The organism is Brucella gallinifaecis (assembly GCF_006476605.1).
Classification (GTDB): domain Bacteria; phylum Pseudomonadota; class Alphaproteobacteria; order Rhizobiales; family Rhizobiaceae; genus Brucella; species Brucella gallinifaecis.
Genome location: NZ_ML636805.1, coordinates 67,424 through 88,746, shown reverse-complemented (window position 1 = coordinate 88,746; position 21,323 = coordinate 67,424). Strand labels below are relative to the sequence as shown.

Here is a 21,323-nt window from a genome sequence, read left to right as displayed (position 1 = left end):
TTGCCTTCCAGAAACGAATCGTCGTGAAACAATGCGTCTTTCTTCATTTTTTCCTATCCTGAGGAAACCAAAGCTTCCTGATACGGTTATCAGCTTTCGCCTTTCCCTAGCGGTGACGCCTCTTTGTGGCGGGAAATGGGCAGAAAGCCTCTGTTGTCTTTCTAGCCTAAAGCAATGATTAAAACTGTTGCTGAATCAACACAAAACCTCCTGTTATTGATCCCAATTAATTATGACAACCCTGCCGTTCCCATAGAGGGAATTTTGAAAAACTCGGAACCGGGTTAAGATGCAGCTCAGGGTCGGGAGCATCCTCAATGAGAAACAGGCGGCGTTATTACAGACGGCAATATCAACCGAAAAAGCGAAAGAAAAGTGGAGCTTTTCGCAGTATCCTATTAACTTTGCTCATCTTTTTTGCGCTTGTCACAATCATTGTCTTTTTGCCGGATAATCGCCAAACAACAGAATCACTGACTGGCAGCGTTTATGTGATTGATGGTGATACGGTCGTCATCAACAAGGTGCATATCCGTCTGCTCGGAATAGATGCACCCGAAATGGCTCAGAATTGTCAGATTGCAGGTCGCGATTATCTTTGCGGCAGAGAAGCGCGAAATGCACTGCGCAATAGAATCAATGGCCAGCCGATTCGGTGCGAGACATCTGACATAGATAAATATGGCCGCGATCTTGCACGCTGCTATCTCGGTGAAACGAATCTCAACCGATGGATGGTGGAACAAGGCTGGGCCGTCTCCTATTGGGATTATCGCAGTGAAGAAGCACAGGCGCGTCATGACAAGCGCGGTATATGGACTGGCACATTTCAGGCACCCTATCAGTGGCGGAAAGATCAGCAACGTTCGAATACGAAGCCTGAAACTCATTCTATCGCAGAACCACCCGATGTAATCAGCGATATATTCCAATATATAAAGGATCGTATCGCCTCGTTTTTTCAAACAATCTGATCCGGAGCTTTACTGGAAGACATGGAAAATCTGGACGAGCTCAGACAGTCGATCCGTGCGTGCCGTATTTGCCGTGATACGCCGCAATATCTGCCGCCTTTGCCGCATGAACCCAATCCGGTCTGTATCATTTCAAATACGGCACGCATTGCGATCTGTGGGCAGGCGCCCGGCATTCGCGTGCATAACAGTTCCCTGCCCTTTAACGATCCTTCAGGTGATCGCCTGCGACAATGGCTTGGCACCTCGCGCGAAGAGTTTTACGACCCATCGCTCTTTGCAATTGTTCCGATGGGCTTTTGCTTTCCCGGCTATGACAAGCATGGCGGCGACCTTCCACCACGGCGCGAATGCAGAACTACGTGGCACGACCGCGTTTTTGAACAAATGCCGCAACTCGAACTCATTCTTGTTGTCGGGCACTATGCGCTTGCCTACCACTTACCACAGTGGCGCAAGACAAGCCTTACCCAGACAGTTCAGAACTGGCGCAGCTTCATGGAAACACCGGATATTGAAGGGCGCATCATATTGCCTCTTCCACACCCGTCATGGCGCAACAGCGGTTGGTTGAAACGAAACCCGTGGTTTGATGCAGAGGTAGTGCCTGTTCTCCATCAAAAAATACGTGAACTTATAGCCCCCGGAAAATAATTTTTATATTCACCATTTTCAGAAGAATATTTTTCCTGTAATTTTGTATCAAAGCAAACGATAAGGTAATAAGTTTCACTCAGCCACAAGCTACGAGAAACGGTTTCTAATATCGGGATATAAAAAGCATGGACAGGCTAGATAGAAAAATACTGCGTTTATTGCAGGAAGACGCAACTTTGGCAGTCGCTGACGTCGCCAAAAAAGTTGGCTTGTCCACCACCCCTTGCTGGCGCCGCATACAGAAACTTGAGGAAGACGGCGTTATCAAACGCCGGGTTGCCATTCTTGATCCTGTGCGCATCAATACACGGGTTACGGTCTTCGTCTCGGTTCGTACCAGTTCGCATAGCAATGAATGGCTCAAACGCTTTTCGGAAGTGGTTCAGGAATTCCCGGAAGTTATCGAATTTTATCGCATGAGCGGTGATGTCGATTATCTGCTGCGGGTGGCTGTTCCAGACATCGCTGCTTATGACGCATTTTATAAGCGCCTGATCACCAAGATCGAAATTCGCGACGTATCGTCTTCCTTCGCCATGGAGCAGATCAAATATACAACCGAGCTTCCTCTCGACTATATGCTGCTCGATAAAGAAAACAATTAATTACGCATTGCTATAAAAAAGCCCGGACTTTTTTCAGCGCGCATCCCGAAAACCGTTTCACACTTTTCGGGATGCGCTATGTGTCCGGGCTTTTTTATGTTCATTTTGTGGAACTTGTGACGCCAGCTTGTTCAAATGTTGCCATTCCGCTATGGCAAAGCGCTGCCGCCTTGACAATACCGGCAGCCAAAGCTGCACCTGTTCCCTCGCCAAGGCGCATTCCGAGATCAAGAAGTGGCTTCTTGCTCATCTTTTCCAAAAGCAATCTGTGACCCGGTTCTGCTGATACATGACCGAAAATGCAATGATCAAGCGCCGTCGGATTTGCAGCAAAAAGCACCGCGGCTGCGGCACTTGCAACAAAACCATCAACGATAACCGGGATTTTTTCCATACGTGCCGCAAGGATTGCACCAGCCATGGCCGCCAATTCGCGTCCGCCAAGACGACGAAGCACTTCCAAAGGATCTTTGAGGTGATCCTGATGCAATGTTACCGCCGCACGAACGGCTGCAAGCTTGCGCTGCAACAATTCACCTGTTGAACCTGTACCGGGGCCAACCCAGTCCTCAGCCGCACCACCAAAAAGCGCCAGAGCGATAGCGGCTGCAATCGTCGTATTACCGATTCCCATTTCGCCGATGCAAAGCAAATCGGTGCCACCCGCGATGCCTTCCATGCCAAAGGCCATGGTTGCAGCGCATGTTCGTTCGTCCATCGCCGCTTCTTCGGTGATGTCCCCTGTCGGGTGTTCCAGCGCAAGATCGAACACCTTAAGACCAAGATCATGGGCAATGCAAAGCTGATTGATAGCTGCACCACCGGCTGCAAAATTCTCAACCATCTGCGCAGTAACGCTTGATGGAAACGGGGTAATATTTTTGGCAGTCACGCCATGATTGCCTGCAAAAACAGCGACCAGCGGGCGATTGATCTGTGGCACAGATTTACCAGTCCATGCTGCAAGCCAGGCAACAATCTCTTCAAGCTGTCCAAGCGAACCGGCAGGCTTGGTCAGTGTCACTTCCCGTGCACGCACAGCCGCTTGCGCACCAAGATCAGGTCCCGGCAGATTGCGGATGAGTTCACGAAAATCGTCAAAAGGAAGGCCACTGGCGCTCATATCGTCTGGTCCAATCAATCAATGGAGGATGCAAAACTATTTTGCCCGTCCTATAAGGAGTTAAGCAAATTTTCAAATCACCTCTTTGCGCCAGACTGTTCTGGACGCAAATATTCTTTCTGATGATATGTCGTTCTTAAAGCGGAGCAAGCACTTGCAGCAAAACAGCTTCATAAGAGACACGATCCGCTCTTTGGGCTTTCTCAGCCGTTTGCCACTGCCAGCCCCATGGCTTGAAAGCTCCAGCGATTCGCTCAAGGCAAGTGTGCGGGCTTTTCCACTAGCCGGTGCCGTGCTGGGACTGCTCGCAGGTATTGCGCTGCTGATATCTGACTATCTTAACCTGCCACCACTTGTTTCCGGCTTTATCGCCGTGGGCGTTTTGGCTGCCATGACCGGCGGTCTTCATGAAGACGGTCTGGGCGATACAGCAGATGGTTTTTTTGGCGCATCAACACGAGAACGCCGCCTTGCCATCATGAAGGATTCACGCATTGGCACATTTGCCGCGCTCATACTCATTATCTGGACAGGCATAAAGGCTTCTCTACTGGCTGCAATCATCGATCAAGCCGGCGCCTGCTATGCAGCGCTTGCGCTTATTGGTGCAGAAGCTGCAAGCCGGGCTGCAATGCTGCCCCTATGGTACGGGCTGCCATCGGCGCGCGCCGGTGGTCTTGCGGATGGTCTTGGACAACCTCGCTGGGAAACCGTTGTCTGTGCCTGCACAACAGGTCTGTTCGTGCTTCTGGTATCGGTTGTCCCATCAGCCGGTTTTGCTGGCTGGATCAAGGTGGTCATCATCAGCAGCCTTGTTATTTTTGGATTTGCAAAACTCTGCCTTGTGAAAATCGGCGGACAAACCGGTGATACGCTGGGGGCGGCACAGCAGATATATTCTCTTGCCGTCCTGCTTGGTCTTGTCATGTCACTTTGATGAAACCACATTGATACTATGAATGAGGCCGCAATTGAATCTCCTTGCATTCTCGTATGCGTAATAGACAACCATACGGGATTTTGTCTGGGCTGTGCCCGGACACTGCATGAAATCGCTGAATGGTCTGTCATGGGCAACGACGAACGACGTAGAGTCATGGCGCATTTACCAAAACGTCATGAAAGACTGAAAAAGAGAGAAGACTGATGGGGCGTTTGTTCTGGATCGTTATTGCCGCTATCGCAATCGTCATTTTATTGCTGATGGCAAATAATGACAGCGGCACAACGCTTGGGCTTGCCAATGATGCCTTTGGTCAGGCAGCCTATATGGGCATATGGGGTATCGTATTGGCCGCGGGCATTCTCGGTTCTGGCATAAAACTCAGCGATTTTGCACGCAGTATGGCCGTCTGGGCTGTCATCATACTGGGCCTCGTGGCAGCCTATCAGTATCGCTATGAATTGCAGGACGTAGGAAGCCGCATCACAGCCGGTCTTATTCCCGGAAGCCCTCTTTCAGGCCGTGCCGCTGATGGTTCATTGACTGTTACACTGGCAAAATCTGCCAATGGTCATTTTGAAGTCAATGGCCGCGTTAATGGTGCACGGGTGCATTTCATGGTTGATACGGGGGCATCGTCAGTCGTGCTTTCCAAAGAAGATGCCGAGCGTGCTGGCATAGATACATCTATGCTTGCTTATAATGTGCCGATCAACACCGCCAATGGCAGGGCAACGGCTGCGAGCATCAATATTTCAACCTTGCAAATCGGCGACATCGAACGGCACAATATTCGTGCAATGGTCACTCAGGAAGGTCTGATGACAGGCAGTCTGCTCGGCATGAATTTCCTGCAAACTCTGGGTGGTTTCAGCGTTCGCGGTGATCAGCTGATTATGATGGATTAGCAGCCGTTTCAGCAGTTTCAGCGCTGGCTTCCATGACAGACGCATAGGCCTGACGCACCACATCACTGTTTGCACCGGGATTCGATACATCTGTTGACAGGATCTGGCGCCAGCGGCGTGCACCGGGCTGCCCCATGAACAGGCCAACCATATGCCGGCTGATATGCGAAACTCTACCGCCAGCGGCGATGTGTTTGTCGATATATTCGCACATTAACTCAATAATTTCAGACATATCGACCTGCTTTTGCCCCTCACCATAGAGCATGCGATCAACATGGCCAAGAATTGCCGGATTGTGATAGGCAGCGCGGCCCAGCATGACACCATCGACATTGTTTAGATGCAAAGCGGCTTCTTCCAAGGTTGCTATGCCGCCATTAATACCGATGAATGTATCCGGAAAACGCTGCTTCAAGCGATAAACACGATCATAATCAAGCGGTGGAATATCACGGTTTTCCTTAGGCGAAAGGCCATTCAGCCAAGCTTTGCGGGCATGAACCCAGAGCGCATCGGCCCCCGCTTCCAATACCTGATCTGCAATCGCGTCAAGTGCTGCCTCCTGATCCTGATCATCAACACCAATACGACATTTAACCGTAACAGGAACGGAAACGACTTCTTTCATTGCGCCAACACAGCGTGCCACCACATCCGGGGTCAGCATCAGACAGGCGCCAAATGTACCCGACTGCACCCGGTCAGACGGACAGCCAACATTCAGATTGATTTCGTCATAGCCAAAACCTTCTGCAATCCGTGCAGCTTCCTGTAACTTAACCGGATCAGATCCCCCAAGCTGCAAAGCAACCGGATGTTCAGCCACATCAAACCCCATAAGCCGCTCACGAGGCCCATGGATCGCAGCATCGGCCACAACCATCTCAGTGTATAGCAAAGCTCGACTTGAAAACAGACGATGAAAATAACGGCAATGTCTGTCTGACCAGTCGAGCATAGGCGCGACGGCAAAACGCGGCTTATTGAAATTCAATGAGTTCGTTTTTTTTCCGTAACTTAGCGTCATTTCTTGCATGCTCATTTCATCTTATTCCAGCCTCTTTACGCCTGTTTTAACGTAGAGTACAACGCGGTTGTTGTAGTTTTGGAGGATGTTGTACCGGTAGGAACCATAATCAAACGACTATGATTAAACAGATCAATCGCGTATCTAGCACAAATCCTCCTGAAAAGTGATGGATATCTGTCAATGGCACTTTAACCAGCCGCTCAACCTGTGCCTCAAACTTTGTAAGTTCAGCTTTAAGAATACATTCGGCCTCTTTGTCGCTAATCGTCATTCCCGGCGCGGTCTCTGATCACCAGCCGCACTGGCATAACCGTAGCCTATGATCAAAATCCCGGCCACACCTCGATAAGCCATACTGCGCAAGCCCGCCGCGTTGGTACATCGTGTCATGTAATTTTCTTTTCATCTGTTGTTTCAGTATCTTGAACTGAGATTTTGACTTACTAAATCGGAGCCGTCATCCCAATGTAATACGTTCGATCAAATGGAGGTTTCGATGAGCGACCGTTTGTTTGACAGTCCTGTTTTTATAAAGAACGGCCCTTTCATTGCCCGTGAGATAGCAAGCATCGGAGACGCCATAGATTTTCTCTATGAATGGCCTGAATACGACCGTGACATAATTTACGAAACCGCTTGGAAAGCGTGCTGCGATAGCCACGATGGAATCAAACCAATGAAAGCGGCAGAAAACGCCATTCGAGGTTTTGCTAAAAAGCGTGGAATACTCGAAGAACCACAATGCGCAATGCCTTGGATTACAGGGGCAAAGTCTAGTAGCGGTCTAATTCAAGCATGAGGACGCATCATGATTTGGTTTTTAATAATTGAAGGGGCTATTCTTGCTACACTTTCCTATGTGATGGCTTTGATCAGCTGGAAAGAGATCAAATATTACATGAACAACAGTCGTAAATTATAACGCCCAGAATAATGAAACCCCGGTATCATCCCCGGGGTTTTTATTTGCCGTTTTGATATGGCTATATCATCCGTAGCAATTTCATCAGTCTTCTTTGACAAAGCCTGAAACACAATTTTATCTTTTGCATTTCATTTTGGTAAAAGAAAACCGTCTCAGTGCGCGGATGGGCCACATCCGCCGGGCATCAAAGTCACTTGGGATCTGCTGTGTCAGCTGTTCAACCGGAGGAACAACTCTGGTCCTCGCTTCTCTCCCTGCATATCTCGGCATATCAGGTCATTTCAAATGCCATTCCCATCAGATTAATGGGGCCGTCCTCCTAAGTACAGACTGCGGCAAGATGCTACCCCTGAAATGGCTTAGTTTCTCGCTAATTTGTCTTGATTTCATCTTTAGGGGGTGATTACCAAAGCTTATCTTACTATATAGGGTATAACCTCTCCCTACGCGGGCCGGGATTTGAACCGGCATCCTGAAAGGAACTGAAATGACCGGAATCAACGATTTCATCGACAATGAAGTGAAAACCAATGACGTTGTGCTCTTCATGAAGGGTACACCCGGCTTCCCACAATGTGGATTCTCCGGTCAGGTTGTACAGATTCTCGACTATATCGGCGTCGATTATAAGGGGGTAAACGTTCTTGCTTCCGACGAAATCCGCCAAGGTATCAAGGATTATTCCAACTGGCCGACCATTCCCCAGCTCTATGTAAAGGGTGAATTTGTTGGTGGTTGCGACATTGTCCGCGAAATGTTCCAGTCAAACGAGCTTCAAACATTTTTTACCGAAAAAGGTATTGCAACCAAGGCCGCTTGAGGATTAATTACTCTTAATACGGCTTTTAAAGTTCACCTTTTCTAAAAAGGCGCCGTTTTATGGCGCCTTTTTATATTGTCGGATAGCTGGCATATAATTAGCCATTTGATCTGTCTGGCTTGTCATTTCAAAACTCCGCTCATGCATCGCCTGCATCTTCGCCGGTGTCTTGCTACATCAAGGGATTCCTTAATGCCGCTCGATATTCATAAGAGTTCGTCCGATCAACAGACGTCTATGCGTCCGCGTGGCGAATTCATTGTGCTTATTGCCGCGATCATGGCTATCAATGCGCTGGCTGTTGACATCATGTTGCCCGGCCTGCCTCAAATTGGTGCAAGCCTTGGAATTCTTTCCGAAAACCACGTGCAATATGTAATTACCGCTTATCTGCTTGGTTTTGGGGTTTCACAGCTGTTTTACGGCCCATTAAGTGACCGCTTTGGCCGACGCGCGCCTTTGTTTGCCGGTTTGACAATCTATATTCTTGCAGCGATTGGCGCAGCATTTGTGACGGATTTCACAACTCTCATCATATTGCGCGTGTTACAGGGAGTGGGTGCTGCATCGACACGTGTTATCGCAGTCTCTGTCGTACGGGATCGCTTTTCTGGCCGCCAGATGGCTGAAGTCATGTCGCTGGTCATGATGATATTCATGATCATGCCTATCATTGCACCAGCAACCGGCCAGCTGATCATGCTGTTTGGTGAATGGCACCTTATCTTCCTGTCGATGGCAGTCATGGCGGCAATTGTAAGTATATGGGCCTATATACGGCTCCCGGAAACATTGCCTGTCGACCATCGTCGTCCACTGACACGAAAAAGCATTACAAGCAGTTTCGGTATTGTTTTATCCAACCGTATCGCACTTTTTTATATGCTTGGGACATCGTTCATCCTTGGCGCATTGTTTGGCTATATCAACTCGGCACAGCAGATTTTTGTCGATATTTATAAACTCGATAAAATGTTCCCGCTGGCATTTGCAGCAGTTGCCATGACGCTGGCACTTGCATCATTTCTCAATTCACGCCTAGTCGGTCGTTATGGGATGCGTCGCATTTCGCAGACGATGTTAATTGTCTTCGTGAGTTTCAGCCTGCTTTGGGTTGTTCTTTCGCTGACCTTCAACGGTCCCTTGCCCTTCTGGCTGCTCATGGTGCTCTATATGACCATCATGTTTTCGTTCAGCCTGATAACGTCAAACTTCAACGCATTGTCGATGGAGCCGCTTGGCGAAGTCGCAGGCACGGCTTCATCGGTTCTGGGCTTTACACAAACCGTTATCGGTGCCGCATTGGGCGCAGCAATTGGTCAGGCATTTGACGGCACAACCACGCCTGTCGCTGCGGGTTATTGCGTGCTTGGATTGATTTCCTTCATCTGTGTGATCATAGCCGAGCGCGGAAAACTGTTTAAACCGCACCACAAACAAGTCTGAATATAAAGCCCGCTAAAAGCGGGCTTTTTTCTATTCTGCAAAGAGTGCTTGCTGGATTTCTTTCCAGCTTTCCTTATCAGGTGCAATCAACAGCCCACCCCCTGTGTGCGAAGGCAGATAATCGCTTTCATCCCAACGAGCGAGATAACCACCCGCTTCCTGATGAATGAGTGCACCAGGCAGATGATCCCATGGCATCAATTTATTATAACAAGCAAAATGTGCGCCGCCGGTGGCGATGATGCGATATTCGTGTGCCGCACAGCGATAGCCAATCTGCGACAGAAATTTCGTGTGATTGCGGGCAAGGCGCGAGCGGATCGGCTCTTGCGTATATTGCCATGACACGGAACCTGTCATTTGAGAAATTTGCGCAGGCGCTGCAACTTTCACAAGGCTTGTCGTACCATTCGCATAGCGAATATGTGCGCCGCCGCCCCTGGAAGCGAGTATCCAGTCCTTACCGACCGGATCATAGATAATGCCGGCAACCGTTTCGCCTTTGGAAACCACCGCCAGCATGACCCCGAAAAGCGGAACACCAGACGCAAAGTTGAATGTTCCATCCACCGGATCAATGGTGAATGCGAGTTCTGCATCACCAAGCCCATTAAGCAATGTTTCATTATCGGAACAGGCTTCTTCGCCAACGATCAGAGCATCGGGAAAGCGCTCTTTAAGACGCGCAGTGATGAAGTGTTCTGCATGCACATCCGCTTCAGTAACGAGATCAGCCGCAGAGGTTTTCTGGCGAATATCCCCCTGCCCCAATTGCCGAAAACGCGGCATAATCTCGGCATTTGCAGCATCGGCCAGAAGCTCAGCCAGCCAATCGATCTGCTTGTCATCAAACTGCACTTTCACTCTCCACATCAGAACTGGTCATCAGGCCAGCAAAATCAAACAATTTGCGATCCAGCAGATGGCTTGGCCTTACATTGGTCATAGCGCGGATCATCGTATCCTTGCGACCCGGCATGCGCTTTTCTATATCAGCAAGCATTGTCTTCATTGCATTGCGCTGCAAACCTTCCTGACTGCCGCACAGGTTGCAAGGAATGATCGGAAACTGCATTGCAGCCGCAAATTTTTCCATATCTTCTTCCGCCGCATAAGCCAGCGGTCGGAAAAGCATGAGATCCCCTTCATCATTAAGCAATTTTGGTGGCATCGCAGCAAGGCGACCACCATGAAACAGATTCATGAAGAAGGTCTCGAGAATATCTTCACGATGGTGGCCAAGAACGATTGCCGAACACCCCTCTTCACGCGCAATCCGATAAAGATTGCCGCGGCGTAACCGCGAACAAAGCGAGCAATAAGTGCTGTTTTCAGGAAGCTTCTCCGTGACGATCGAATAGGTATCCTGATATTCAATTCGATGATCAATCCCGTAGCGGCTCAGGAAATCAGGCAGAATATGCTTTGGGAAGTTCGGCTGCCCCTGATCGAGATTGACCGCCAGCATTTCAACCGGCAGCAAACCGCGCCATTTAAGGTCCAGCAGAAGCGCCAGAAGACCATATGAATCCTTACCGCCTGAAAGACATATCATCCAGCGCTCACCGGGCTTTACCATGGCGAAATCTTCTATCGCCTGACGGGTCAAGCGCAGCAACCGCTTGCGTAACTTGTTGAATTCGACCGAGGCCGGCACATCGCGGAAAAGCGGATGGCAACCACTTGCATCCGAATCTTCCGCAATATTTTGTTCGAAAGCGTTCATGGTGCTTCCTGCGAATAAGAAGAGAAATATCTACATACAAAAAAGCCGCCCCCAGGGAAACCAAGGAGCGACCTTTATTTTTAGTACTGAAGCTAAATGCTCAGAATTAACGCGAATAGAACTCGACGACGAGGTTTGGTTCCATCTGAACGGCGTATGGTACGTCCGAAAGGGTTGGAACACGTCCGAAAGTCGCAACCATCTTGTTGTGATCGACTTCGATATAATCAGGAACATCACGTTCTGCGAGCGCAACAGCTTCGAGAACAATCACAAGCTGCTTCGACTTTTCGCGAACTTCAACAACGTCACCAACCTTGAGGCGGTATGACTGAATGTTAACGCGACGACCATTTACATTAACATGGCCGTGGTTGATGAACTGGCGTGCTGCGAAGATCGTTGGAACAAACTTTGCACGATACACAACAGCGTCCAGGCGCGATTCGAGCAAGCCGATGAGGTTTTCACCAGTATCGCCCTTGCGACGAGCTGCTTCATCATAGGTCTTGCGGAACTGCTTTTCCGAAATATCGCCGTAGAAACCCTTGAGCTTCTGCTTTGCGCGGAGCTGTACACCGAAGTCGGACAGCTTGCCCTTACGGCGCTGACCGTGCTGGCCCGGGCCATATTCACGGCGGTTTACAGGGGATTTCGGACGGCCCCAGATATTTTCGCCAAGGCGGCGATCAATTTTATACTTAGCGGATTCGCGCTTGCTCATCGCATTTCCTTTAAAAAGTGGATGCGCCTTACGGCGCAGACAGGAAACGCGCCCTCCTCTGCCCCCGATTTCAGGGACTGACAGAATGAAGCGCGCAGCTGCGATCTTCATCCACGGGACACGTCAAATGAAACGCCGGTCCATTCAAGCACCAGCGATGGCGGCTTTTAGTCATTGGATGGTCATCTTGTCAAGGCTGAAGCCTGTTTTTAGCCTATTTGCAGACGATATACACTCAAGGCGAAATGTAACGCTCTTCATAATAATCGTCTTCATTTATGACAGCACATCAGCTTATCAGATATCCGCAAGAAACATGCCTCTGAAAATCCTGTCTTGCCCGAATCTATCAATGAGATAATCTGGGAGATAATCTGGTAACGGATGGGGGCGCGCAAAACATAATATGAGTTTCTTATAATATTCCTATTTTCGATTTTACATGCCGCAAGTAGCACGGTATTTTTTCAAAGGAAGCAATCTATGAAATTAACCCAGCTTATATTCTCTGCAATTGTCACACTTGGAATAGCTGGAACAGCTTATGCCGATGCCATTCCGAAACGCTCAAAAGATTTCACTGGAAATTATCAAACACTTGTCAAAGACCAGAAAGCTTCACCGCAGGTCGCTAATTGCATTGCAAGCGCCTATGATTATGTGAAGAAAAGTAAAAAATATGACCGCCTTGGCTTTACCAGGGAAGATATTGCGGCCGCCAAAACAAACAAGAAATCATCAAAATTCAGTTCCAAAGATGCAAGCAAGGTTTCTGCAGTAATTTCCGTTTCCGGAGAAGCCCGCAGCAAAAACAGTGGCACTCAATGGGATGCTGTTACCTTGCGTTGCGGCATCACTGACGGAAAGCTTAAAGCAATTGAACTGGTTTCCCACAAAGCCACTCAATAAGCTGTTGGCTCCCATACCAAAACAAAATGTAAGAGCGTTTTCGAATTAAGTAGAAACGCTCTTACTGTGTGGTTACAGCTTTTCCAAGCCAGACTTTGTGGTGCTTGATCCCCGGCATCACGGCGCGGCAGATTACGAGACCAGCTCAACCTCCACCACACCGGGAATCGTCTTCATAGCGCTTGCGATCTGTGGACTGACCCGATAGCGATGTGGAAGCTCAATCTCCACTTCGCGCTGCCCTTCTTCCTTAATTACAATAAGACTGACCTGACCGTCTCCGCGTGTGTTGAAATGCGGTGCGATGTGTTTCACCGCCTCAGCGGAACGCAGATAAAGCCTGAGCGCTTTCTGCATTCGACAGGCTTCATCTTCGAGAGACTGCACGGTCTGAATTCTAAGCCCAATGCCCTCAGGTCGATTTTCGGCTGAAACAGTGATCACCACCGATTTACCGCTTTCGAGCAAGTCACGATATTGCGCAAGTCCTTCCGAAAAGAGCACAGCTTCAAACTGCCCGCTGGCGTCTGAGAGTTGAACTATACCCATTTTATTACCGGTGCGGGTCTTGCGCTCCTGACGAGTCGTAACGGTTCCTGCAAGACGACCAGCATTCGCCCCTCGCTTCACCGCAGCCGAAAAATCGGCCCAGCTTTGAACACGCATCCTGTCCAGAACCTCACGATATTCATCAAGTGGATGGGCAGAAAGATAAAAGCCTACAGCCTGAAACTCACGATGAAGTTTTTCCGACGGCAACCAGGGCGCTGCCTGTGGCAAAATCAGTGTCTCTTTGGGCGCACCAGAAAGACCGAAAATATCCGACTGACCACTGGCTGCATTCTCCTGAGTGCGCTGCGCAAAGCCCATGAGGCGATCCATGCCAGCGCTCATTGCAGCGCGATCACGCCCAAAACAATCAAATGCGCCTGCATTAATCAGGCTTTCTGTCACCCGTCGATTGACGATTTTAGGATCAACCCGCTCAAAAAAGTCCTCAAGACTTTCAAACGGTTTTTCGGCGCGAACATTGACAATATGATCAACGGCCGCTTCACCCACACCCTTGATGGCTGCAAGAGAATAGAAAATCTTCTTCTCGCCAACTTCAAACGGACGGAAAGATGTCATGACAGACGGTGTGACCACTTCGATTCCCAACCGATTGGCATCACGGCGGAAATCATTGAGCTTGTCAGCATTTGACATATCATATGTCATGGAAGCGGCAAGAAATTCGACCGGATAATGCGCCTTCATATAGGCGGTCTGATAAGACACAATCGCATAGGCCGCAGCGTGCGACTTGTTAAAGCCGTAGTCAGCAAACTTGGCCAGCAGGTCGAAGATCATATTTGCCTGAGCCTTGTCAACGCCGCCCGCAATCGCACCTTCAACGAAACGGACACGCTGCTTGTCCATTTCCTCTCGAATTTTCTTGCCCATTGCGCGACGAAGAAGATCTGCTTCACCGAGCGAATAGCCGGAAAGCACCTGCGCGATCTGCATCACCTGTTCCTGATAAACGATAACGCCCTGCGTTTCCTTGATCAGCTCATCAATCTTCGGGTGAATGGAAGCGATCTCTTCCTCACCATTCTTACGCGCATTATAGGTCGGGATATTCTCCATGGGACCCGGACGATAAAGCGCCACAAGCGCAATAATGTCTTCAATCCGGTCGGGGCGCATCCCCAGCAGCGCTTTACGCATTCCTGCGCTTTCCACCTGAAACACACCGACCGTTTCACCGCGGGAAAGCATTTCATAAGTTAATTCATCATCAAGCGGCAAATGTGACAAATCAATCTTGATGCCTTTGCGTGCAACGAGTTTCACGGCGGTATCAAGCACTGTCAGCGTTTTGAGGCCAAGGAAGTCAAACTTGACCAGCCCTGCCTGCTCAACCCATTTCATATTGAACTGGGTAACGGGCATATCAGAACGGGGATCGCGATACATCGGCACCAGTTCAGACAAGGGACGATCGCCAATCACGATACCGGCAGCGTGGGTCGAAGCATGGCGGTACAGGCCTTCGAGCTTGAGCGCCATATCAAGCAAACGACCAACGACCGGTTCCTTCTCGCGCTCTTCATTAATCTTTGGTTCGGTCTCTATGGCCTGCGCAAGCGATACAGGGTTGGCCGGATTTTGCGGTACAAGTTTGCAAAGGCGATCAACCTGTCCATAGGGCATTTCAAGGACACGTCCGACATCGCGTAAAACAGCGCGTGCCTGAAGCGTTCCGAAAGTGATGATCTGGGCAACCTGATCACGTCCATACTTGCCCTGAACATAACGAATGACTTCTTCACGACGATCCTGACAGAAATCAATATCGAAGTCAGGCATCGAAACACGGTCAGGGTTGAGGAAGCGCTCGAACAGCAGAGAAAAGCGCAGAGGATCAACATCCGTAATCGTCAATGCATAAGCGACAAGAGAACCCGCGCCGGAACCACGACCCGGTCCAACAGGAATTCCTTGCTGTTTGGCCCATTTGATAAAGTCCGCAACAATCAGAAAGTAGCCGGGGAACTTCATGCGGGTGATGATGCCAATCTCATAATCGAGACGTTCGGTATATTGCTGTTCGGTATAGCCCTCAGCAAGACCGGCTGTTTCAAGACGCATCTTCAGGCCTTCAAGCGCCTGACGTGCCAATTCATCAGCCTCGGCCTGAATTGCAGCTTCCGGGTCTTCAGACTCGCCTGTGAACCGAGGCAAAATCGGCGCACGTGTCTGTGTAAACCAGCTACAACGTTCAGCAATTTCTATTGTATTTTCAAGTGCTTCAGGCAAATCTGCAAACAGGTCAGCCATTTCCGAACGGCTTTTCAAATAATGATCAGGCGTCAAGCGACGACGATCATCATTGGAAATAATTTGCCCTTCAGCGATAGCCAGAAGCGCGTCATGCGCTTCAAAATCCTCTGCTTTGAGAAAGAAAGCTTCATTGGTCGCAACAAGTGGCAGTTCCATTGCATAAGCAAGTTCAACAGTCCTGGCCTCAAGCGAACGATCATAACCAGCATGACGCTGTAACTCGACATAGAGCCGATTGCCAAATGCTTCTTTGAGAAGTGCCAGCCTGCTTTCGGCGCGGTCGGCACGGTCGGCAGCAAAAGCACGCCCGATCGGGCCAAGCGGACCACCGGAGAGAACAATCACATCCTCTGACAAAGCGGATAACCAGCTTGCATCAACATGCACCGGATCGCCCGAAGGCGTATCCATAAATGCACGACTGACGAGCCTTACAATATTTGCATAGCCTTGCTCGGTTGATGCAAGAAAAACCATAGGCGCCAGATCGAGAACAAGCCTGCGGTTTGCGCTGCGGCTGTTATCGTTATGATCGCCAAAAGCAACATCCAGCTGACAGCCAATGATTGGCTGCAAACCATCTTTTGACGCCTTTTGTGCAAATTCGAGAGCACCGAAAAGATTGTTGCTATCAGTTATGGCAATAGCCGGGGCGTCATCAGCAATCGCCTGTTTGATAATCTTGCCGACAGGCAAGGCCCCTTCGAGTAAAGAGTAAGCTGAATGCACCCGCAGATGAACGAAACGAGGTGACGATCTGCCCTCGCCCGCGCTTATGCTTGCTGTATCACTCATACTTTTCCCCGATCTTTGCCAAACTGACCAGAATGCAACATGATCATATCCAAATCATGTTTTCAGCATCAACCAAGTGCAATCGATATCTTGAGATTTGCACATGGCAATGGGCGACTCTTATCGCCCATCAGAGCAGTTTCGAGGAATACGGCCGCCATGTCCAGAGCCAGCACCGTTCCTATCATCAGGGTTCACAGAAGAACCCCTTATGCGCTTTCAGATGGCACTCACCCATATAGCAAAAGTGGCAACGAACAGGCTGACGGAGACGAAAGATAAAACGTCGTAGACGAGATCGGTCATGTGGATAACTCCTCTTTGTTCACGTATGTTTATTATTTGTTCCATTTATGTTCTAAAGTCAACACCATTTTTGCAGCGCTGATTCATTTAAGGTTTATGAAATATAAACAGCAAACACCGGTAGCATAACCACCGGCGTTTCATAAACAACAGATCAGGAAAACTTTTCGGCTTAGCAGAGAGCTGATAAACAGCGCCTCCTTACACGACCATCAGAGGTCTACGACCTTGCCGTCTTTCAAGGTTACACGGCGATCCATACGGCGTGCCAGATCATGGTTATGGGTGGCAATCATCGCGGCCAGCCCAGACTGACGCACCAGCGCTTCAAGAGCGCCAAACACATAAGATGATGTAGTCGGGTCGAGGTTGCCGGTTGGTTCATCAGCCAGCAAAACCAGTGGCGCATTGGCAACCGCACGTGCAATTGCCACACGCTGTTGCTCACCGCCCGATAGCTCGGACGGGCGGTGCGATGCACGCTTGCCGATTTTCATATAATCAAGCAATTGCTGTGCACGAACCGTTGCCGCCTTTTGCGGCAGACCACGGATCATCTGCGGCATCATCACATTTTCCAAAGCGGTAAACTCCGGCAGCAAATGATGGAACTGATAAACAAAGCCGACATCATTGCGGCGAACAGCCGTGCGCTCATCTTCCGACAATGTTGCGCATGAGCGACCATCCAGAATGACGTCGCCGGCATCAGGACGCTCCAGCAAACCGGCCGTATGAAGCAGCGTCGATTTACCGGCACCCGATGGAGCGACAAGCGCCACCATCTCACCGCGATGCAGCGTAAAACTGGCATCCTTTAAAATGACAAGTTCGCGATCCGCTTCCTTATAGGCACGGCTGACATTTTCCAGACGCAGAATAACTTCAGCCGCCATTATTCATACCTCAGGGCTTCGACCGGATCGAGCTTTGCTGCACGCCAAGCCGGAAAAATGGTAGCGATAAATGAAAGAACCAAAGCCATGGCGATAACGGACAATGTTTCACCGACATCCATTTTCGCCGGTAATGTGCTCAGGAAATAGAGTTCCGGATTGAACAATGTCGTGCCGGAAAGCCATGAAAAGAACTGTCGAATACGCTCAACATTCAGGCACACAACGATACCGATAATCACGCCGGCAAGCGTACCAGTCACGCCAATCGCTGCACCGGTCATCAGGAATATGCGCATCACGGCGCCGCGCGTCGCCCCCATGGTTCGAAGGATTGCAATGTCGCGCCCTTTATCCTTCACCAGCATGATCAGGCCCGAAATAATATTGAGTGCTGCCACAAGCACGATCAGCGTCAGGATCATGAACATAACATTGCGCTCGACCTGCAAGGCAGAGAAGAATGTCTGGTTACGCTGCCGCCAATCGACCATAGAAACCTGACGCGCCGCCACTTCCTCAACAGGTGCACGCATGGCATCGACCTTGTCAGGATTATCGACAAAGATTTCCAGCGACTGCACCTTATCTTCCTGATTGAAGAAAAGCTGCGCTTCTGAAAGCGGCATCATCACAATAGATGCATCATATTCCGACATGCCAATCTCGAAAATCGCAACAATCGGATAGGCTTTTACGCGCGGATTGACGCCAAAAGGTGTCACATCACCATCCGGCGAAATGACACGCAGGGAATCGCCAATGGAAAGGCCAAGATTTTCGGCCATACGTATGCCAATCGCCACGCCGCCGCTTTGATCGAAGCCCTGCAAGGTGCCTTGCTTGATGTTGTCGGAAACAAGCTTGAGCTTATCGAGATCCTCCTCACGAAGACCGCGAACCAGAGCACCGGTGCCTGCACCGATATTGCCCTGAACCAAAGCCTGTCCTTCAACCACAGGAATTGCGAAGGTGACGCCGGGAATTGCGTCAATGCGTGTGATCAGGCTGGCATAATCATCAAGTGGCCGATCAATCGGCTGCATGATGAGATGGCCATTGATACCAAGAATTCTGTTCAGAAGTTCGGCACGAAAACCGTTCATTACCGCCATGACGATAATGAGTGTGGCAACACCAAGCATGATGCCGGTAAAAGAAAAACCGGCAATGACAGAAATAAATGTTTCACGGCGGCGTGCTCGCAGATAACGCCATGCGATCATCCGCTCATAGGCTGAGAACGGGCCTGAAGAAGGTGTCTTGCCAGAGGCCTTCTGCTTGCCGTCAGATTTTGCTGCCGCCGCGCTGCTCATATTTATGCCGTCAAAAGGTTGATTGCCGCTTCGATAGTGAGGTTCTGACGCTCACCGGTCTTGCGATCCTTGACTTCAACTTCACCAGCCGCGACGCTGCGCGGGCCGACAATTACCTGATAAGGCAGACCAATCAGATCCATTGTCGCGAATTTGGAACCCGGACGGTTATCCGTATCATCAAGCAGTGGATCAAGCCCGGCCTTGATGAAGGCTGCGTAAAGCTGCTCACTCACCCCATCACAGGCTTCATCACCGGGCTTCATATTGACAATGCCAACCCCAAAGGGTGCAATTGCCTTAGGCCAGATAATGCCTGCATCATCATGGAAAGCTTCAATTGCCGCCGCAACCAGCCGTGAAGGACCGATGCCGTAAGAGCCCATGGAAACAAGATGTTCCTTACCATCTGGCCCCTGCACTTTCGCACCCATCGGTTCGGAATATTTGGTGCCAAAATGGAAAATATGACCAACTTCGATACCACGTGCTGAAAGCTGATCATCGGCCTTGACCGCAGACCATTCCGCCTCATCATGCATCTCGTCAGTCGCTGCATAAGGCTTTGTCCAGCGGCTGACGATATCGGTCAATTGCGCATCATTGCGGAAATCCGTGTCTTCACCCGGAACGGCCAGATCAAGATAAGCCTTATCGCAATAGACCTGACTTTCGCCAGTTTCAGCGAGAATGATGAACTCGTGGGAAAGATCGCCTCCAATCGGGCCAGTATCCGCACGCATCGGGATCGCCTGCAAACCGACACGAGCGAAGGTGCGCAGGTAGGAAACGAACATACGATAATAAGCCATTTTCGCGCCCTCATAATCGAGGTCAAACGAATAGGCATCCTTCATGAGAAACTCACGCGAGCGCATGACGCCAAAGCGCGGACGCACTTCATCACGGAACTTCCACTGAATATGATAGAGGTTCAGCGGCAGATCCTTATAGGAACGCACATAAGAGCGGAAAATATCCGTAACCATTTCTTCATTGGTCGGGCCGAAAAGCATTTCACGCTCCTGGCGGTCCTGGATACGGAGCATTTCCTTGCCATAGGCATCGTAACGACCGCTTTCACGCCACAGATCGGCGGACTGGATCGTCGGCATGAGAATTTCGTTCGCGCCTGCGCGGTTTTGTTCTTCACGGATGATGTTGCAGACTTTGTTGAGCACTTTCAAACCAAGCGGGAGCCATGAATAGATACCCGCCGACTGCTGCCGGATCATCCCCGCACGCAGCATCAACCTGTGAGAGACAATTTCTGCCTCTTTTGGGTTTTCCTTCAGAATAGGCAAAAAATACTGCGACAGACGCATCGTGACCACCGATCAAGAGAAAGTACCTGAATATCAACCGAGTGTGTGGAGAATCAGGCAAAAATTAAGCAAATCTACCGGCTTCATAACGGGTTAAACCACGGTTGGAAACCCGCCCTTTTACTGTTAGCTAACCATCTTTTTTATCACCCACAACAATCAATATCACAATGACAGCAAAGAAACTGAAAAAGCGGGATTTGAATTCACATTAAATTTCAATGTTTTATGTAGCACAAATATTGAACAGGCATAAATTACGAAAGAAATATGACATATTGAAAGATTCTTGGTGACAAAAGCTGTGCAGTCCGCTATTTTTTTCATCAATAAGATGGACAATGGAAATAACCATTGTTTAACGCGGTCAAAGTCTTGGGAGGATGGATCCAGGCGCGATATCTCGCTGCCGCCAGTAAAATGGAAACGGGTCGAACGCGTATTTGACTAGCAAGGCGAAAGCCTTGCTTTTTTTTTGGCTTTATCAAAAAGATGAGTTTCCAAACGAATCTTTTCATGCATCTTATTGATAAGATTACATTCTTTTAATTTTTCATATTTTTCACTGAATATGGTTCCTGTGATTAGAATTATAACCAGTCGCGCAGTGATGCATGCCGTAATTCAATATTATAATCATTTAATTTTATTTTGATTCAAATAGTTACATTGAAATGATGAGCTTTAGATTCATGAAAAAAGAGAGACTGCACCCTGAGGGAAACATTAAAAAACACCATGCCTAAATATTAGGCATGGTGTTATGATTTCACAGAATAATAAGAAGTTTTTCTATTTCAGATCAGGAAAGAAATGCGGAATATCATCCAGGCCAAAACCCTGAACCTGTGTCATATAATAATAGATGCCGAATATGACTGACGCGACAATCGTCGTGCGAAAAAAGGCGCGTCCAATGCGCGGTTTTGCCGGTGCACTGGCAACGGTTCCCAATGTCACATCATTTTCTTCCGCTTGAGTGCGCAATCCAACAGGCAAAAGCGCAAATAATGTTACCCACCAGAAGATAAAATACATAGCTATGCCGGAAACGATTGTCATT

At 49.3% G+C, this 21,323-nt stretch carries 21 protein-coding genes; 10 read left to right on the top strand and 11 right to left on the bottom strand.

What is annotated here, in order from left to right; all coding sequences use genetic code 11:
* The first annotated feature begins 404 nt into the window (after nucleotides 1–404).
* The 3 genes from FHY56_RS10475 (at nucleotide 405) to FHY56_RS10465 (ending at nucleotide 2,236) form a co-directional block, all read left to right on the top strand.
* A complete protein-coding gene (locus tag FHY56_RS10475; RefSeq protein WP_235889470.1) occupies nucleotides 405–974 on the top strand; it encodes a thermonuclease family protein in 570 nt (189 codons plus the stop codon).
* A 12-nt stretch (nucleotides 975–986) separates the two neighbouring features.
* Complete coding sequence (locus FHY56_RS10470) at nucleotides 987–1,628, top strand: uracil-DNA glycosylase family protein (protein WP_140905115.1); 642 nt, start codon at nucleotides 987–989, stop codon at nucleotides 1,626–1,628.
* A 128-nt stretch (nucleotides 1,629–1,756) separates the two neighbouring features.
* A complete protein-coding gene (locus FHY56_RS10465; RefSeq protein WP_140905114.1) occupies nucleotides 1,757–2,236 on the top strand; it encodes an Lrp/AsnC family transcriptional regulator in 480 nt (159 codons plus the stop codon).
* 100 nt (nucleotides 2,237–2,336) lie between these two features.
* Here the strand turns inward: FHY56_RS10465 and cobT are convergent, their stop codons facing one another.
* On the bottom strand, nucleotides 2,337–3,359 hold the full coding sequence (cobT, locus tag FHY56_RS10460; protein ID WP_140905113.1) for a nicotinate-nucleotide--dimethylbenzimidazole phosphoribosyltransferase: 1,023 nt from the start codon (nucleotides 3,357–3,359) through the stop codon (nucleotides 2,337–2,339).
* A 154-nt stretch (nucleotides 3,360–3,513) separates the two neighbouring features.
* On the opposite strand from cobT, the gene FHY56_RS10455 reads away from it, so the two are divergent.
* From FHY56_RS10455 to FHY56_RS10445, 3 genes are read left to right on the top strand one after another with little or no spacing between them, the layout of a single operon-like run.
* Nucleotides 3,514–4,296 (top strand): adenosylcobinamide-GDP ribazoletransferase, encoded by a 783-nt coding sequence (locus FHY56_RS10455; RefSeq protein ID WP_140905112.1) that lies wholly within the window; start codon nucleotides 3,514–3,516, stop codon nucleotides 4,294–4,296.
* An 18-nt stretch (nucleotides 4,297–4,314) separates the two neighbouring features.
* Nucleotides 4,315–4,506, top strand: a complete 192-nt coding sequence (locus tag FHY56_RS10450) for a DUF1289 domain-containing protein (protein WP_140905111.1) — start codon at nucleotides 4,315–4,317, stop codon at nucleotides 4,504–4,506.
* Nucleotides 4,506–5,210: a TIGR02281 family clan AA aspartic protease gene (locus FHY56_RS10445; protein ID WP_140905110.1), complete on the top strand. Its 705-nt coding sequence runs from the start codon at nucleotides 4,506–4,508 to the stop codon at nucleotides 5,208–5,210. Before FHY56_RS10450 ends, FHY56_RS10445 begins: the two co-directional genes overlap by 1 nt.
* Here the strand turns inward: FHY56_RS10445 and dusA are convergent.
* Nucleotides 5,197–6,240, bottom strand: a complete 1,044-nt coding sequence (gene dusA / locus FHY56_RS10440; RefSeq protein WP_140905240.1) for a tRNA dihydrouridine(20/20a) synthase DusA — start codon at nucleotides 6,238–6,240, stop codon at nucleotides 5,197–5,199. The two genes, FHY56_RS10445 and dusA, sit on opposite strands and share 14 nt — an antisense overlap.
* A 109-nt stretch (nucleotides 6,241–6,349) precedes the next feature.
* Nucleotides 6,350–6,514 carry a glycoside hydrolase family protein gene (locus tag FHY56_RS18360; protein WP_376889374.1) on the bottom strand — a complete coding sequence of 55 codons (165 nt, stop codon included), beginning with the start codon at nucleotides 6,512–6,514 and terminating at the stop codon, nucleotides 6,350–6,352.
* Between the two features lie 225 nt (nucleotides 6,515–6,739).
* On the opposite strand from FHY56_RS18360, the gene FHY56_RS10435 reads away from it, so the two are divergent.
* The 3 genes from FHY56_RS10435 (at nucleotide 6,740) to FHY56_RS10425 (ending at nucleotide 9,434) form a co-directional block, all read left to right on the top strand.
* Nucleotides 6,740–7,042 (top strand): DUF982 domain-containing protein, encoded by a 303-nt coding sequence (locus FHY56_RS10435; protein ID WP_140905109.1) that lies wholly within the window; start codon nucleotides 6,740–6,742, stop codon nucleotides 7,040–7,042.
* Between the two features lie 613 nt (nucleotides 7,043–7,655).
* Entirely contained in the window at nucleotides 7,656–7,988 is a 333-nt protein-coding gene (grxD, locus tag FHY56_RS10430; RefSeq protein ID WP_140905108.1) for a Grx4 family monothiol glutaredoxin, read from the top strand.
* 192 nt (nucleotides 7,989–8,180) lie between these two features.
* Entirely contained in the window at nucleotides 8,181–9,434 is a 1,254-nt protein-coding gene (locus tag FHY56_RS10425) for a multidrug effflux MFS transporter (RefSeq protein WP_140905107.1), read from the top strand.
* Nucleotides 9,435–9,464: 30 nt separating this feature from the next.
* Here the strand turns inward: FHY56_RS10425 and FHY56_RS10420 are convergent, their stop codons facing one another.
* The 3 genes from FHY56_RS10420 to rpsD form a co-directional block, all read right to left on the bottom strand.
* On the bottom strand, nucleotides 9,465–10,292 hold the full coding sequence (locus tag FHY56_RS10420; RefSeq protein WP_140905106.1) for an inositol monophosphatase family protein: 828 nt from the start codon (nucleotides 10,290–10,292) through the stop codon (nucleotides 9,465–9,467).
* Nucleotides 10,282–11,160: a tRNA 2-thiocytidine(32) synthetase TtcA gene (gene ttcA / locus FHY56_RS10415; protein ID WP_140905105.1), complete on the bottom strand. Its 879-nt coding sequence runs from the start codon at nucleotides 11,158–11,160 to the stop codon at nucleotides 10,282–10,284. The genes FHY56_RS10420 and ttcA overlap by 11 nt, the downstream gene beginning before the upstream one ends.
* Nucleotides 11,161–11,266: 106 nt before the next feature.
* Nucleotides 11,267–11,884, bottom strand: coding sequence for a 30S ribosomal protein S4 (gene rpsD / locus FHY56_RS10410; protein ID WP_140905104.1), 618 nt, complete (start codon nucleotides 11,882–11,884; stop codon nucleotides 11,267–11,269).
* A gap of 483 nt (nucleotides 11,885–12,367) precedes the next feature.
* Here rpsD and bspC point away from each other — a divergent pair, with 483 nt between their 5' ends.
* Nucleotides 12,368–12,793 carry a type IV secretion system effector BspC gene (gene bspC / locus FHY56_RS10405; RefSeq protein WP_140905103.1) on the top strand — a complete coding sequence of 142 codons (426 nt, stop codon included), beginning with the start codon at nucleotides 12,368–12,370 and terminating at the stop codon, nucleotides 12,791–12,793.
* Nucleotides 12,794–12,925: 132 nt separating this feature from the next.
* On the opposite strand, the gene dnaE is transcribed toward bspC, so the two are convergent.
* The 5 genes from dnaE to FHY56_RS10380 form a co-directional block, all read right to left on the bottom strand.
* Nucleotides 12,926–16,417, bottom strand: a complete 3,492-nt coding sequence (gene dnaE, locus FHY56_RS10400; RefSeq protein WP_140905102.1) for a DNA polymerase III subunit alpha — start codon at nucleotides 16,415–16,417, stop codon at nucleotides 12,926–12,928.
* 518 nt (nucleotides 16,418–16,935) lie between these two features.
* Nucleotides 16,936–17,619 (bottom strand): ABC transporter ATP-binding protein, encoded by a 684-nt coding sequence (locus FHY56_RS10395; RefSeq protein WP_140905101.1) that lies wholly within the window; start codon nucleotides 17,617–17,619, stop codon nucleotides 16,936–16,938.
* A complete protein-coding gene (locus FHY56_RS10390) occupies nucleotides 17,619–18,935 on the bottom strand; it encodes a lipoprotein-releasing ABC transporter permease subunit (protein ID WP_140905100.1) in 1,317 nt (438 codons plus the stop codon). The genes FHY56_RS10395 and FHY56_RS10390 overlap by 1 nt, the downstream gene beginning before the upstream one ends.
* Before the next feature lie 2 nt (nucleotides 18,936–18,937).
* Nucleotides 18,938–20,260 (bottom strand): proline--tRNA ligase, encoded by a 1,323-nt coding sequence (gene proS, locus FHY56_RS10385; RefSeq protein WP_140905099.1) that lies wholly within the window; start codon nucleotides 20,258–20,260, stop codon nucleotides 18,938–18,940.
* Nucleotides 20,261–21,052: 792 nt separating this feature from the next.
* The gene (locus FHY56_RS10380; RefSeq protein ID WP_140905098.1) at nucleotides 21,053–21,322 is read right to left on the bottom strand and encodes a DUF1467 family protein; all 270 of its coding nucleotides are present in this window, start codon (nucleotides 21,320–21,322) and stop codon (nucleotides 21,053–21,055) included.
* Nucleotide 21,323: the final 1 nt, after the last annotated feature.

Excerpts from the sequence above, each read along its gene's own strand:
- proS (WP_140905099.1), bottom strand. The coding sequence starts at position 20,260 with ATGCGTCTGTCGCAGTATTTTTTGCCTATTCTGAAGGAAAACCCAAAA.
- bspC (WP_140905103.1), top strand. The coding sequence starts at position 12,368 with ATGAAATTAACCCAGCTTATATTCTCTGCAATTGTCACACTTGGAATA.
- FHY56_RS10390 (WP_140905100.1), bottom strand. The coding sequence starts at position 18,935 with ATGAGCAGCGCGGCGGCAGCAAAATCTGACGGCAAGCAGAAGGCCTCT.
- cobT (WP_140905113.1), bottom strand. The coding sequence starts at position 3,359 with ATGAGCGCCAGTGGCCTTCCTTTTGACGATTTTCGTGAACTCATCCGC.
- FHY56_RS10380 (WP_140905098.1), bottom strand. The coding sequence starts at position 21,322 with ATGACAATCGTTTCCGGCATAGCTATGTATTTTATCTTCTGGTGGGTA.
- dnaE (WP_140905102.1), bottom strand. The coding sequence starts at position 16,417 with ATGAGTGATACAGCAAGCATAAGCGCGGGCGAGGGCAGATCGTCACCT.
- FHY56_RS10465 (WP_140905114.1), top strand. The coding sequence starts at position 1,757 with ATGGACAGGCTAGATAGAAAAATACTGCGTTTATTGCAGGAAGACGCA.
- dusA (WP_140905240.1), bottom strand. The coding sequence starts at position 6,240 with ATGACGCTAAGTTACGGAAAAAAAACGAACTCATTGAATTTCAATAAG.
- FHY56_RS10450 (WP_140905111.1), top strand. The coding sequence starts at position 4,315 with ATGAATGAGGCCGCAATTGAATCTCCTTGCATTCTCGTATGCGTAATA.
- FHY56_RS10435 (WP_140905109.1), top strand. The coding sequence starts at position 6,740 with ATGAGCGACCGTTTGTTTGACAGTCCTGTTTTTATAAAGAACGGCCCT.
- grxD (WP_140905108.1), top strand. The coding sequence starts at position 7,656 with ATGACCGGAATCAACGATTTCATCGACAATGAAGTGAAAACCAATGAC.
- FHY56_RS10445 (WP_140905110.1), top strand. The coding sequence starts at position 4,506 with ATGGGGCGTTTGTTCTGGATCGTTATTGCCGCTATCGCAATCGTCATT.
- ttcA (WP_140905105.1), bottom strand. The coding sequence starts at position 11,160 with ATGAACGCTTTCGAACAAAATATTGCGGAAGATTCGGATGCAAGTGGT.
- FHY56_RS10425 (WP_140905107.1), top strand. The coding sequence starts at position 8,181 with ATGCCGCTCGATATTCATAAGAGTTCGTCCGATCAACAGACGTCTATG.
- FHY56_RS18360 (WP_376889374.1), bottom strand. The coding sequence starts at position 6,514 with ATGACGATTAGCGACAAAGAGGCCGAATGTATTCTTAAAGCTGAACTT.
- FHY56_RS10395 (WP_140905101.1), bottom strand. The coding sequence starts at position 17,619 with ATGGCGGCTGAAGTTATTCTGCGTCTGGAAAATGTCAGCCGTGCCTAT.
- rpsD (WP_140905104.1), bottom strand. The coding sequence starts at position 11,884 with ATGAGCAAGCGCGAATCCGCTAAGTATAAAATTGATCGCCGCCTTGGC.